Source organism: Nocardiopsis flavescens (assembly GCF_900141985.1).
In the GTDB taxonomy this organism is placed as follows: Bacteria; Actinomycetota; Actinomycetes; order Streptosporangiales; family Streptosporangiaceae; genus Nocardiopsis; species Nocardiopsis flavescens.
Genome location: NZ_FQZK01000001.1, coordinates 619,125 through 632,172 on the forward strand (window position 1 = coordinate 619,125; position 13,048 = coordinate 632,172).

General features: G+C 74.6%; 9 protein-coding genes. 2 read left to right on the plus strand and 7 right to left on the minus strand.

Annotated features, from left to right (window positions below; genetic code table 11):
• Positions 1-195: 195 nt before the first annotated feature.
• The 7 genes from BUE45_RS02885 to BUE45_RS02915 form a co-directional block, all read right to left on the minus strand.
• On the minus strand, positions 196-2,493 hold the full coding sequence (locus tag BUE45_RS02885; protein ID WP_073374554.1) for an FdhF/YdeP family oxidoreductase: 2,298 nt from the start codon (positions 2,491-2,493) through the stop codon (positions 196-198).
• Between the two features lie 241 nt (positions 2,494-2,734).
• Positions 2,735-4,015: an ABC transporter substrate-binding protein gene (locus BUE45_RS02890; protein WP_073374556.1), complete on the minus strand. Its 1,281-nt coding sequence runs from the start codon at positions 4,013-4,015 to the stop codon at positions 2,735-2,737.
• 604 nt (positions 4,016-4,619) lie between these two features.
• Entirely contained in the window at positions 4,620-5,429 is an 810-nt protein-coding gene (locus BUE45_RS02895; RefSeq protein WP_073374558.1) for an ABC transporter ATP-binding protein, read from the minus strand.
• Positions 5,426-6,487, minus strand: coding sequence for a FecCD family ABC transporter permease (locus BUE45_RS02900; RefSeq protein ID WP_178378451.1), 1,062 nt, complete (start codon positions 6,485-6,487; stop codon positions 5,426-5,428). The genes BUE45_RS02895 and BUE45_RS02900 overlap by 4 nt, the downstream gene beginning before the upstream one ends.
• A gap of 11 nt (positions 6,488-6,498) precedes the next feature.
• Positions 6,499-7,542: a FecCD family ABC transporter permease gene (locus BUE45_RS02905; RefSeq protein WP_084736807.1), complete on the minus strand. Its 1,044-nt coding sequence runs from the start codon at positions 7,540-7,542 to the stop codon at positions 6,499-6,501.
• Entirely contained in the window at positions 7,539-8,573 is a 1,035-nt protein-coding gene (locus BUE45_RS02910) for an iron-siderophore ABC transporter substrate-binding protein (protein WP_073374560.1), read from the minus strand. Before BUE45_RS02910 ends, BUE45_RS02905 begins: the two co-directional genes overlap by 4 nt.
• 199 nt (positions 8,574-8,772) lie before the next feature.
• Positions 8,773-9,579, minus strand: coding sequence for a helix-turn-helix domain-containing protein (locus BUE45_RS02915; protein WP_073374563.1), 807 nt, complete (start codon positions 9,577-9,579; stop codon positions 8,773-8,775).
• Positions 9,580-9,901: 322 nt separating this feature from the next.
• Here BUE45_RS02915 and BUE45_RS02920 point away from each other — a divergent pair, with 322 nt between their 5' ends.
• Positions 9,902-11,119 (plus strand): cysteine desulfurase-like protein, encoded by a 1,218-nt coding sequence (locus tag BUE45_RS02920; protein ID WP_073374565.1) that lies wholly within the window; start codon positions 9,902-9,904, stop codon positions 11,117-11,119.
• Between the two features lie 463 nt (positions 11,120-11,582).
• Positions 11,583-12,866, plus strand: coding sequence for a hemolysin family protein (locus BUE45_RS02925; protein ID WP_073374566.1), 1,284 nt, complete (start codon positions 11,583-11,585; stop codon positions 12,864-12,866).
• Positions 12,867-13,048: the final 182 nt, after the last annotated feature.

Consider the following 13,048-nt stretch of genomic DNA (forward strand, 5'->3'; position numbering starts at 1 on the left):
GGCCGTGCCGGGGCGCTCCCGCCGGCCGGGCACCGGGCACCGGGCACCGGGCACCGGGCACCGACCCGGCATACGTGCGGCGCGGGCTCATGGGCACCACCGGTGCACCGGCGCCGCGGGGCACCACGGTGTTCCCGCCGACCGGGCGCGGCGCGGACGCCCCCCGCGTCCCGGCCATCACGGCCGGGCGCGTGCTCACCCCGCCGGCGCGGCGGCTCGGCCGGCGGCGGCCGGGGTGATCCGGACCAGGACGTTCTTCATCAGCGGCTGGTCGCTCTGCGTGCTGTGGTCGGCCGCGCCGATGAGCACGTTCATCTCCGGCATGTACCCGGCGGCGCTGCCGCGCGGCAGGTCGTAGGCCAGGGCCAGGTACCCCTCCAGGCGGCGGCGCGTGCCGTCCTTGGAGACCGACTCGATGTCGACCGGGTCGCCCTCGCCGATGCCGCGGGAGCGCATGTCCCCGGCGTGCATCAGCACCAGGGTGCGCAGGTTCTTCACACCCCGGTAGCGGTCGTCGTCGGAGTAGACCGTGGTGTTCCACTGGTCGTGGGAGCGCATGGTCTGGAGCACCAGCACCCCCTCCTCGGCGGGGACCACGTCGGGCAGCTCCGCGCAGGAGAACTCCGCCCGCCCCGAGGGGGTGAGGAAGACCAGCTCGCGGGCGGGCTGCTTGATCCGGAACCCCAGCGGCAGCCGCACCCGGCGGTTGAAGTCCTCGAACCCCGGCAGAACCCGCGCCATGGTGTCGCGGACGCGGTCGTAGTCCGCGACGTAGTCCTCCCAGGGCACGACGCTGTCGGGCAGGGCCGCCCGCGCGATGCCCGCGATGATCGCCGGCTCCGACAGCAGGTGCGGGGAGGCCGGGCGCTTCATGCCCACCGACAGGTGGACCATGCTCATGGAGTCCTCGACGGAGGAGGACTGCAGGCCGGAGTGCTGCACGTCCCGCTCGGTGCGGCCCAGGCAGGGCAGGATGAGCGCCTCCCGGCCGTGCTCCAGGTGGCTGCGGTTGAGCTTGGTGCTGACATGGACGGTGAGGTCGCACTTGCGCAGGCCCTGGGCGGTGTACGGCAGGTCCGGGGCCGCCATGGCGAAGTTCCCGCCCATGCCGACGAACACCTTCACCTCCCCCCGGTGCATCGCGCGCACCACCCGCACCGTGTCCAGGCCGGGCTCGCGCGGCGGGTCGATCCCGCACACCTGCGCCAGCCGGTCCAGGAACTCCGGCTTGGGCCGGTGGTCGATGCCGCAGGTCCGGTTGCCCTGGACGTTGCTGTGCCCGCGCACCGGCGAGGGCCCGGCGCCCTCGCGGCCCAGGTTGCCGCGCAGCAGCAGGACGTTGACGATCTCGCGGACGGTGTCCACCCCGTGCTCGTGCTGGGTGATGCCCAGGCACCAGCTGACGATCGTGCGCCGCGACCGGTGGTAGATCTCCGCGGCGGCCAGGATCCGCTCCCGGGACAGCCCCGACTGGCGCTCCAGCTCCTCCCAGGGGGTGTCCGCGCACAGGGCGCGGTACTCCTCGAACCCGGCGGTGTGCCGCTCGACGAACTCCGGGTCGATCGCCTTGGGATCGCTCCCGGCGCGCTCCAGCAGCACCTTGGCGATACCGCGCATCAGGGCCATGTCGCCGCCGGGCCGCACCTGGAGGTTCAGGTCGCCGGTGGGGGTCGCCTTCATCAGCGCCATGTCGACGAACTCGTGCGGGACGATGGTCTTGCGGGCGGCGGCCTCGACCATCGGGTTGACGTGCACGATCTTGGCGCCGCGCCGCTGGGCCCCGGCCAGGGCGGTGAGCATGCGGGGCGCGTTGGAGGCCGCGTTCACCCCCATGATGAACAGCGCGTCCGCGGTCTCCCAGTCCTTGAGGTCGACGGTGCCCTTGCCGGTCCCCAGCGCCGCGGTGAGGGCGCGGCCGGAGGCCTCGTGGCACATGTTGGAGCAGTCGGGGAGGTTGTTGGTGCCGTACTCGCGGGCCATGAGCTGGTAGAGGAAGCTCGCCTCGTTGCCCAGCCGCCCGGAGGTGTAGAACGCGGCGCCGTCCGGGGAGTCCAGGCCGCGCAGGTGGCGGCCCACGAGCGTGAAGGCGTCCTCCCAGGAGACCGGGACGTACCTGTCGGAGGCGGCGTCGTAGGCCAGGGGCCCCACCAGCCGCCCCTGGGCCTCCAGCTCGCGGTCGCTCCAGGTCCGCAGCTCGGAGACGGTGTGCGCGGCGAAGAACTCCTTGCCGGCGCGTTCGCGGGTCATCTCCCAGGTGACGTGCTTGATGCCGTTCTCGCAGATGTCCAGCTTGAGGCCCTTGAGGTCGTCGGGCCAGGCGCAGCCGGGGCAGTCGAAGCCGCCGTTCTCGTGGTTCATCCTGAAGACGGCGCGGGGGCCGTCGACCCACTCGCCCTCCTTGGCCAGGATCTTGAGCACCGACCCGGCCGCACCCCACCCGGCCGCCGGGTGGCGGTAGTCGCGCTGGGACCACTGATCGTTCTCGTCCGCCATGGGGCCCTCCCCGTCGCCGTCCGCCGCCCCTGCGCCGCCGGCAAAGGGGCGTTCCCCGCGGACTCGTGGATCGGCCGGCACCGGGCCCGGGGGCTGCCCGGGAACGCCGGACCGGCGCTCGTGAACCGCGAAACCGCAGCTCACGGCGCCGCCATCCTACGATCGGGCCGCGGCCCGGACAACGACCGCCGGGGCGGGTCGGCGGCCCGCCCCGGTCGGGCGGGACCGGGCCGCCGACCGGTCAGGAGGCCCCGATGGCGTGCTCGACCTCGGTCATGAACTCGCGCGCGGCCTCCTGCGGGGTGATGTCCCCGAAGGCGAGCCGGTCGGCGACGCGGGAGCCGATGTCGACGACCCCGCCCGCGCCGATCGGCGGGGCCGGGTTGCCGTCCACGATGGTGTCCTCGATCCCGGCCATGAACTCCGCCATGCGGGCGTCGCCCTCGGACAGGTCCCCGGCGATCGCCTCGCGGACCTCCAGGTTGGCCGGCAGGCCCAGGTCCGCCTTGAGCAGTTCGGCCGCCGCGGGGTCGTTGAGCATGTGGTCGACGAACCGCAGCGCCTCTTCCGGGTGCTCGCTGCGGGCCGAGACGGAGTAGAACATGGCGGGCTTGAAGAACAGCCCGGTCCGCTCGTGCTCGGTCTCGCCCGGGTAGCGGAGCAGTTCGATGTCGCGCCCGGCGGACTCGCTCACGTTGCCGACCTGGTTGCTCCAGAAGTGCGCCATCGCGCCCTGGCCGGTGGAGACCACCGACTGCTCCACGCCGCCGGCCTGGATCTCGACCCCGCGCTCGGCGGAGGGCTGGGCGCCGCTGTCGGCCATCTCCTCGACGATCTCGTACCACTCGGTGAGGGTCTGCTCCGAGAAGCCCAGCCGGCCGTCCTCGGTGTAGAGCGCCTCGCCGCGCTGGCGGGCGAAGACCTGGAAGCCGGTCTCGTTGTAGGCCATGCTCTGCGACCCGGCGTAGGCGCCGTCGGAGCCCTCGGAGATCCGCGCGGAGATCTCGGCGTAGTCCTGCCAGGTCCAGGTGTCGTCGTCGGGCATCTCCACCCCGGCCTCCTCGAAGGCCACCGGGTCGGCGTGGATCGCGTAGGCGTTGACGCCGCTGGCGATGCCGAACACCCGGCCGTCGAGTTCGCCGCTCTCGGCGACGAGGGGGTCGATCCCGGACACGTCGAGGTCGGTCAGCTCCAGGAGGGCGCCGCGGTCGCCGTACTCGCGCAGGTAGCGGTCCTCCTGCATGAGGACGTCGGGGGCGTCGCCCGCGGCGGTGGAGGTGGCCAGGCGGTCCCAGTAGGCGGACCAGTCGGTGCTCTCGCCGCTGACGGAGATGTCGGGGTTCTCGGCCTCGAACTCCTCGATGACCCGGAGCATGGTGGCCTGGCGCTCGTCCGAGCCCCACCAGGAGAAGCGGAGTTGGACGGGGCCCTCGCCCGGGCTGCCGGAGCAGGCGGCGACGGCCAGGACCGCGAGGGCCGCGGCGGTGAGGCGGGGGAGACGCGCGGAGGGGAAGGCGGACATGGGGAACGTCCCTTCGGCAGCACGGGGACCGTGGCTGGTAAGCGCTATCCATAACGCGGGAGTGTTCATCTTTAACAGCGATTCACAGGCGCCGTCAATACTTTTCGGCCCCCACGGGGCGCAGGGGCCCCTGATCTCCCACCCTGGGACACGGTCCCGACACCGGGAGTGAGGGCGCGCGACCCGGAGGGCCTCTGGTCGGAAAGCGCTTTCTAGCGCGCCGCGCGCCGCGCGGACGCCCCGGCAGGGACGCGCTCGGCGGGCGGCCGAAGAAGGCGCCGGGGGCGGGCGGCCACTCCCCCGGCGCACGTCGCGGGCCCCGGTCCAGGGCATGCCCGTCACGTGTGCGCCGCCGACCGGCCGGCGCGGGCACCCGGAGGCGGGCCGTGCACACCGCACAGCACGGCCCGGCCGTGGCGAAACCGGCAGCGCGCGAAGGAGGCGCCGGGGCGGGCGTCGGCCCGGCTTCCGGAGGGGGACGCCGTGGCCGGGGGCACCGGGCGGTACCGGCGGGCGGGGCGCGAGAGCGCCGCGGGCGGGCCTCCCCACGCCTCCCGGCGTGTCCTCGACGTGGAGGACACGCCCCGGCGGGCGGGCCCCGCGGTCAGTCGGCGGAGGCGTCGTGGTGGCGGCCGATGGGCAGCATCAGCGGCCGTCCCGACACGGGGTCGGTGATGATGCGGCTGCGCAGACCGAACACCGCCTCCACCGTCTCGGGCGTGAGCACCTGCTCGGGGGTGCCCGCGGCGTGCAGGCCCCCGTCGGCCAGGGCGATGAGGTGGTCGGCGTAGCGGGCGGCCAGGTTGAGGTCGTGCAGCACCATGACGATGGTCGTGCCCATCGACCGGTTGAGGTCGGTGAGCAGGTCCAGCACCTCCACCTGGTGGCTGACGTCCAGGAACGTCGTCGGCTCGTCCAGCAGCAGCAAGTCGGTGCGCTGGGCGAGCGCCATCGCGATCCACACCCGCTGGCGCTGCCCGCCGGACAGCTCGTCCACCGGGCGGTCCGCCAGCTCCAGGGTCCCGGTGGCCACCAGGGCGGCGGCCACCGCCTCGTCGTCCTCGCGGGTCCACCGCGAGAACATCCCCTGGTGGGGGTGGCGTCCGCGGCCCACCAGGTCGCTCACCGCGATCCCCTCGGGGGCGATCGGCGACTGCGGCAGCAGCCCCAGGGTGCGGGCGACCTCCTTGGAGGGCATCTTGTGCACCCGCTCCCCGTCCAGCAGCACGTGGCCGCCCCTGGGGGACAGCAGCCGCGACATCGCCTTCAGCAGCGTGGACTTGCCGCAGGCGTTGGCGCCGACGATGACGGTGACGGCCCCGGGCGGGACCTCCAGGGCCAGGGACTCGACGACGACCCGGTCCTGGTACCCGAGGGTCAGGTCCTCGACGAGGAGTGAGTGTTCCGTGGTCACAGGGAGCCTCCCGCGCGGTGGGTGCGGACGATCAGGTAGACGAGGTAGGGCGCGCCCAGCACGCCGGTGACGACGCCGACGGGGAAGCGGGTGCCGAGCAGGTACTGCCCGGCGAAGTCCGCGACCAGCACCAGCAGCGCGCCGACCAGGGCCGAGGGCAGCAGCAGGGAGCCGCCCGGGCCCACCAGGCGCGCCGCGATCGGCCCGGACAGGAACGCCACGAACGCGATCGGGCCCGCGGCGGCGGTCGCGAACGCGATGAGCCCCACCGCCGCGACGATGAGGAGCAGCCGGGTGCGGTCCACCCGCACCCCCAGCGCGGCGGCGGTGTCGTCGCCCAGCCGCAGCGCGTCCAGGTCGCCGCCCCTGGCGAGCAGCACGGGGGCCAGGACCGCCAGGGCGATCACCACGGGGACGACGTCGCCCCAGGTGGTGCCGTTGAGGCTGCCGGTGAGCCAGCGCAGCGCCTCCTGGAGGTCCCACTGGGCGGCCCGGTCCAGGATGTGGTCGGTGACGCTCTGGAGCATGGCGGCGATGCCGATGCCCACCAGGACCAGCCGCCCGCCGGCCACCCCGTTGCGGTACGCCAGCACGTACACCAGCAGCGCCACGGCCAGGCCGGACACGATGGCGAACGCCGAGACGCCGACGCCCTCCAGGGAGAGCACCACGATCGCGAACGTGGCCGCCGCCCCGGCCCCGGCGCTGATACCGATGATGTCGGGGCTGGCCAGCGGGTTGCGCAGCATGGTCTGGAAGGTCACGCCGGCCATGCCGAAGCACAGCCCGGCGACCACGGCCAGCACCGCCCGGGGCAGCCGCAGCCGCCCGACCGTGAACGTGGCGCCGGGGACGTCGCGGCCCAGGATCACGCCGACCACGTCGGCGGGCGGATAGAAGGTGCGCCCGAACATGAGGGTGACGGCGAACCCGCCGAGGATGAGGGCGCTCAGCAGGGCGATGACGACCAGGCGCCGCCGTCCCCGGCCGCGCCGCCCCCGGGCGACGGCCGCCACGACGTCCGCGTCGGGCGCGGCGTGGGGCCGGGTGGTGTCGATGGCGGAACCGCTCACAGTGCACGGACCTTGTGTCGGCGGACGATGGAGATGAAGACGGGGGCGCCGATGAGCGCGGTCACGATGCCGACGTCGACCTCGGCGGGCCGGGCGACGATGCGGCCGAGCACGTCGGCGGCGGTCAGCAGGGCGGCGCCGCCCAGGGCGGAGAACGGCAGCAGCCACCGGTGGTCGCCGCCGATGAGCATCCGGAAGGCGTGCGGCACGACCAGGCCGACGAAGGCGATGGGGCCGGTGACGGCGGTGCTCGCCCCGCACAGGACGACGGCGCCCAGGGAGGCCCCGGCGCGGGCCGCGGCGACCCGGGTGCCCAGCCCGGCGGCGAGTTCGTCGCCCAGGGCGAGCAGGTCCAGGCCGCGCGCGGACAGCAGGCACACCAGGCCGCCGAACGCCAGGAAGGGCAGGACCTGGGAGATGGCGTCGAAGGTGCCGCCGCCCACGCCGCCGATCTGCCAGGACCGGACGCTCTCGGCGATGTCGCCGCGCGGCAGCGCCACGGCGGTGATGAACGACGCCAGCGCGGCCGAGGTGGCGGCCCCGGCCAGCGCGAGTTTGAGGGGGGTGGGCCCGCCGCGGCCCAGCGAGCCGACGACGTACACGGCGACGGCGGTGACCGCCGCCCCGGTGATCGCCACCCAGATCTGCCCGGTGGAGGAGGACAGCCCGAAGTAGGCGATGCCGGTGACCACGGCCAGCGAGGCGCCCATGTTGACGCCGAGGATGCCGGGGTCGGCCAGCGGGTTGCGGGTGACGCCCTGCATGACGGCCCCGGCCAGGCCCAGCGCGGCCCCGGCGAGCACGGCGAGCAGGGTGCGCGGGATGCGCTTGGCCACGGCCGCCCGGCCGAAGCCCTCGGTGTCGCCGCCCAGGGCGGCGACGATGTCGGGCCAGGAGACGTGGCGCGAGCCCACGGTGATCGAGGCGAACATCAGGCCCAGGAGCACCGCGACGAGCAGGAGCAGCCACAGGCCCTTGGCGCGCCGGGGGCGCCGCACGGCGGCGGCGCCCTCGGGGGTGGCGGTCTCGACCACGGTCACTCGGCCTTGTCGGCGGCCTCGGCCAGCAGCGACAGGTAGTCGTCCAGGACCCAGGAGATGGCCAGCGGGGTCGGGTTGGCGGCGGTGCCCAGGGGGTCGGTGCCGGGCAGCGGGACGATGGCGCCGTTCTCCACGGCGGGCATCTGGGACAGCAGCGGGTCGCCCTCCAGGGCCTCGACCAGCTCGTCGCCGCCGTAGGTGACGATGATGTCGACGTCGCCGAAGGTGTCGGCCTGCTCGGCGCTGTGGGTCAGCGAGAAGGCGTCGGTCTCGGCGGAGGCGGTGGCCACGCTCTCGGGGGTGGACAGGCCCAGGTCCTCGAAGAAGAGGGCGCGGGTGTCGTGGTTGGTGTAGAAGCTGACCTCGCTGAGGTCGGAGGTGTCCACGTGGGTGAGGAACATGGCGGAGGCGCCCTCCAGGGAGGGGTACTCGGCCGCCGCGGCGGCGATCTCCTCCTCCAGGTCGGCGATGAGGGCCTCGCCCTCCTCGGCCATGCCCATGCCCTGGCTGTTGAAGGCGATCATGTCCTGCCAGGGGGTGCCCCAGGCGGTCTCGGGGTAGGCGACGACCGGCGCGATCTCGCTGAGGGTGTCGTAGTCCTCCTGCGTGAGGCCGGAGTAGGACGCGAGGATGACGTCGGGCGCGGTGTCGGCGACGGCCTCGAAGTCGATGCCGTCGGTCTCGTCGAACAGCACCGGGGTCTCGGCGTCGAGCTCTTCGAGCTTCTCGGCGACCCAGGGCAGCAGGCCGTCGCCGTCGTCGTCGCCGAAGTTGGCGGCGGCCATGCCCACGGGGACCACGCCCAGGGCGAGGGGGACCTCGTGGTTGGCCCAGGCGACGGTGGCGACGCGCTCGGGCTTGGACTCCAGGGTGGTGGTGCCCAGGGCGTGCTCGATGGTGACGGGGGTCCAGTCGCCGGAGGCCTCGCCGCCCCCCTGGCCGGCGGGCTCGGAGGAGGAGCAGGCGGCGAGCCCGGCGGTGAGCAGCGCGACCGCGGCGACGGCGGCGGGCTTGAGGAGAACGCGGGACATGGTGTCCTTCCGATCAGGGGGACCGCGCCCGGCGGGACGCGGCCGAGCGTCCCGCCGGGGGCGTCGTCGCAGGGCAGGGGCCCGCGACAACGGGAGATAAGGGTTGCCTAACCGAACTTAGGGTGCATTTACCCGACGCGCAATCACGTAGAAGCGACAGTCTTTGTCGCAAAACGGACATCAGGCCGCCGGATCGCCCTCACCGGGCCCGGAAACGGCCGGGGCTGGTGCCCGTGATGCGGCGGAACGCCGTGCCGAAAGCGCTCGCCGAGTGATAGCCGACACACACCGCCACCTCCTCGATGTCCTCCCCGCGGGTCAGCAGGGCGATGGCGTGGCGGACCCGCGCGGTGGTCACCCAGCGGTGGAAGCCCAGCCCCGTCTCAGAGCGGAACGCCCGGGTGAGGGTGCGGGTGCTCACCCCCAGCCGGGCCGCCCACGCCGCCAGGGTGGTGGTGTCGGCGGGGTCCTCCAGCACGGCCGCCACGATGGGCGCCAGCAGCGGGGAGTCGGGGAGCTGGAGCAGGATCTCGTTGCGGGCCGGGGCGATCAGGTCCACGACCATGGCCTCGGTGCGGGTGCGCTCGTCCCCGGACAGCCCCTCCCCCGACAGCCGGTCCAGCAGCAGGCGCAGCAGCGGGGTGACCTCCACCGCCACCGCCCGGTCGGCGATCGCGGGCACCGCGTGCACCCCGAAGTGCGCGGCCCGGTGCCGGGTCCCGGCGGGCGTCCACCCGCTGTGGCGCACCCCGGCGGGGATCCACAGGCCCACGGTGGAGGTGATGGTCCACACGCGCGCCCCGACCGTCGCGGAGGAGGCACCGCGCGCGTTCCAGAGGAGTTCGTGGGTGGGGTGGGCGTGCTCCTCCCAGAAGGTGTCGCGGGCGATGACCTCGTCCGAGCCCCGCACCACGAACGGCACGTCGATCTCGCCGGCCTCGTAGACGGGCAGGCGGCGGTTGTCGAAACCCGGGTCCGCGCCGGGAAGGACGTCTCGTATGACCACGTCGTCAAGGGTACGGCCCGGTCCCGGGCCCCTCCCCGACCGGTGCGGCCGAAGGGCTCCGGGGCCCGGCGGTACCGGGGCGCACGCGTCCCCGGACCCGACCGGCACCGGCAAATCCCGGAGGGCGTCCGTGGGACGCCCGTCCGGCGACCGGCCGCCCCGCCGGAAGGGGGCACGTCCGGACGCGCCCCCGGCGGCGGGCCGTCCGCCTCCTGCGGTCCCGGCCGGGGCGCGGGGCTTTCGCGGGGCGGGGTACCAGGGATACACCTGTACGGGGCGGCGGAGCGAGGGCCGTCCCGCAGGCACTCGACGGAGGAGCTCCATGACGGCGTTCGACCCCACCGCGTTCCGCGCGCAGTTCCCCTCCCTGGAATCGGGGATCGCCCACTTCGACGGGCCCGGGGGCACCCAGACCCCCGCCCGGGTCGGGGAGGCGGTCGCCCGCACGCTGACCGGGCCGCTCTCCAACCGGGGCGGGTCGGTGGCGTCGGAGGCCAACGCGGAGGCGGCCGTGGCGGCGTTCCGCCGCGCCTACGCCGACCTGCTGGGCTGCGCCCCCGAGGGGGTCGTGTACGGGCGCAGCGCCACCCAGCTCACCTACGACTTCTCCCGCCACCTGTCCCAGGGGTGGGGCCCCGGCGACGAGGTCGTGGTCACCCGGCTGGACCACGACTCCAACGTCCGCCCCTGGGTCCAGGCCGCCGAGCGGACCGGCGCGACGGTGCGGTGGATCGACTTCGACCCGGCCACCGCCGAGCCCGACCTGTCCGACCTGGACGCGGTGGTCAACCCCCGCACCCGCCTGGTCGCCGTGGGCGCCGCCTCCAACCTGCTGGGCACCCGGTTCCCGGTCCGGGCGGTCGCCGACCGCGCCCACGCCGTCGGGGCGCTCGTGTACGTGGACGGGGTCCACCACGCCGCGCACGCGGTGGTGGACGTGCGGGAGCTGGGCGCCGACTTCTACGTGTGCTCGCCCTACAAGTTCCTGGGGCCGCACTGCGCGGTGCTGGCCGCCGCCCCGGCGCTGCTGGAGACCGTGGTCCCCGACAAGCTGGTGCCCTCCACCGACGCGGTGCCCGAGCGGTTCGAGTTCGGCACGCTGCCCTACGAGACCATGGCCGGGGCCACGGAGGCGGTGGAGGTGCTGGCCGACCTGGCGCCGGGGGGCGACGGCCGGCGCGCGCGGCTGGCCGCCGCCCGGCTGCTGCTGGAGGAGCACGAGACGGCCCTGCGCGACCGGGTGGAGGCGGGCCTGGCCGGGCTGGGCGGCGCGGTGCGGGTGCACTCGCGCGCGGCCGAGCGGACCCCGACGCTGTTCATGACCTTCCCCGGCCGCCGCAGCACCGACGTGTCCCGGTTCCTGGCCGAACGCGGTGTGCTGGCGCCCGCGGGGAGCTTCTACGCCTACGAGGCGTTCGCCCGGCTGGCCCCGGACGACACCGCCGGGCTGCGCGTGGGCATGGCGCCCTACAGCAGCGAGGAGGACGTCGACCGCCTGCTGTCCGGGCTGGCCGACGCCCTGCGGGTCCGGGAGTACTGACCGCGCGGGCCGGTGGGGCCCTCCCCGCCTGACACGGGCGGGGAGGGCGCCGGTGCCGGTGCGGACCGCGGGGTCCGCACCGACCGCCCCGCTACCCCGGTGCCCCGCGCCGACGCCCCGGACCGGCCCGCACCGGCCCGCCGCGCCGTGGGCGGGGGGCGGCCACCGCGCCCGTCCGGCCTCACCGGCCGCCGTGCGCGAGAGCTCTGGAAGACAGGCCCCGGCCGCCCTACGGGAGAGCCCGGGGAGACCGCCCCCGCCTCCGGGGCGGGCACCGGAGCGCACGGGAACATCCGCCCGGGACACCCGGGAGGTGTCTTCCGGCTCTCGTGGGGAAGGGGGCGTGGGCAAAGGCGCACCCTCCGCTCACCGCGGCGCGACACACCCTGTGAAAGGGTGAACCCGCACGGGAACGGCCCCAGCGCCACCACCATCACCATCCGTATCGGAGACGAAAGCAGTCATGGAGAGTTACGGGGTTCAAGTCGGCCTCGTCCTGGTCCTCGTCCTGGTCAACGCCCTGTTCGCGGGCAGCGAGATCGCCCTGATCACCCTGCGCGAGGGCCAGATCAAACAACTGGAGGAGCGCGGCCCCGGGGGCAGGGCGGTCGCCCGCCTCGCCCGCGACCCCAACCGCTTCCTCGCCACCATCCAGATCGGCATCACCCTCGCGGGCTTCCTGGCCTCGGCCACCGCGGCGGTGGCGCTGGCCCAGCCGCTCGTCGAGCCGCTGGGCTTCCTCGGCTCCGCGGCGGCGCCGGTCTCGGTCGTCCTGGTCACCGTCGTCCTGACCTTCGTGACCCTGGTCTTCGGCGAGCTGGCTCCCAAGCGCATCGCCATGCAGCGGGCCGAGGGGTGGGCGCTCATGGTCGCCCGTCCGCTCAACCTGCTCGCCACCCTGTCCCGGCCGGTCGTGTGGCTGCTGAGCGTCTCCACCGACCTGGTGGTCCGCCTCACCGGCGGCGACCCCTCCGCGGCGCGCGAGGAGGTCAGCGAGGAGGAGCTGCGCGACATGCTCAGCGCCCAGCGCGGGATGACCCGCGAGCAGCGGACCATCATCAGCGGCGCGTTCGAGATCGACGACCGCAGGCTGCGCCAGGTGGTCGTCCCCCGCGGCGACGTCTTCACCATCCCGGCCGCCACCCCCACCGCCGACGCGGTACGCATGCTCGCCGAGCACGGGCACTCGCGGGCGCCGGTCGTGGCCGACGACGACCTCGACGACGTGCTGGGCATCGTGCACTGGTCCGACCTGGTCCAGGGCACGGGCTCCGCCCGCGAGGTGGCCCGCGAGGCGATACTGCTGCCCGACTCGCTGGTCGTGTCCATGGCGCTGCGCCAGATGACGGCCGAGCACCAGCAGCTGGCCGTGGTCGTCAACGAGATGGGCGGCATCGACGGCATCGTCAGCCTGGAGGACCTGCTGGAGGAGATCGTCGGGGAGATCTACGACGAGACCGACTCCGACATCCGCACCGTCGTCTCCAACGACGACGGCACGCTGACGCTCCCGGGCACCTACCCGGTGCACGACCTGTCCGACCTCGACCTGGCGCTGGGGGACGCGCCCGAGGGCGACTACGTCACCGTGGCGGGGCTGGTCATCGCCGTCCTGGGCCACATCCCCCGGGAGGCCGGGGAGACCGTGCCCTTCGACGGCTGGACCGCGGAGGTCACCGGCACCAACGGCCGCACCGTCACCGAGGTGAGGGTGCGCCGGGAGGCGCGGGCCGTTCCGGCGGAGTGACCCGCCGCCCCGCCGTCCGACGGCCGCACCGGACCCACCGGTGCGGCCGTCGGCGGTCCGGGGTCCGGGCGGCCCGCGGCCCCGGAGGGCGCAGGGCGGACGGCCCCCGGGCCGCCGCGCGGGGCCGCGACCACGGCGGACCGCGGCGGGTCCCCTAAACTGAGCGCCGTCGAGCACAGGTG

What these genes read in the sequence shown, in the direction of transcription:
- BUE45_RS02925 (WP_073374566.1), top strand. Translation starts at nt 11,583, where the DNA reads ATGGAGAGTTACGGGGTTCAAGTCGGCCTCGTCCTGGTCCTCGTCCTG.
- BUE45_RS02890 (WP_073374556.1), bottom strand. Translation starts at nt 4,015, where the DNA reads ATGTCCGCCTTCCCCTCCGCGCGTCTCCCCCGCCTCACCGCCGCGGCC.
- BUE45_RS02920 (WP_073374565.1), top strand. Translation starts at nt 9,902, where the DNA reads ATGACGGCGTTCGACCCCACCGCGTTCCGCGCGCAGTTCCCCTCCCTG.
- BUE45_RS02885 (WP_073374554.1), bottom strand. Translation starts at nt 2,493, where the DNA reads ATGGCGGACGAGAACGATCAGTGGTCCCAGCGCGACTACCGCCACCCG.
- BUE45_RS02910 (WP_073374560.1), bottom strand. Translation starts at nt 8,573, where the DNA reads ATGTCCCGCGTTCTCCTCAAGCCCGCCGCCGTCGCCGCGGTCGCGCTG.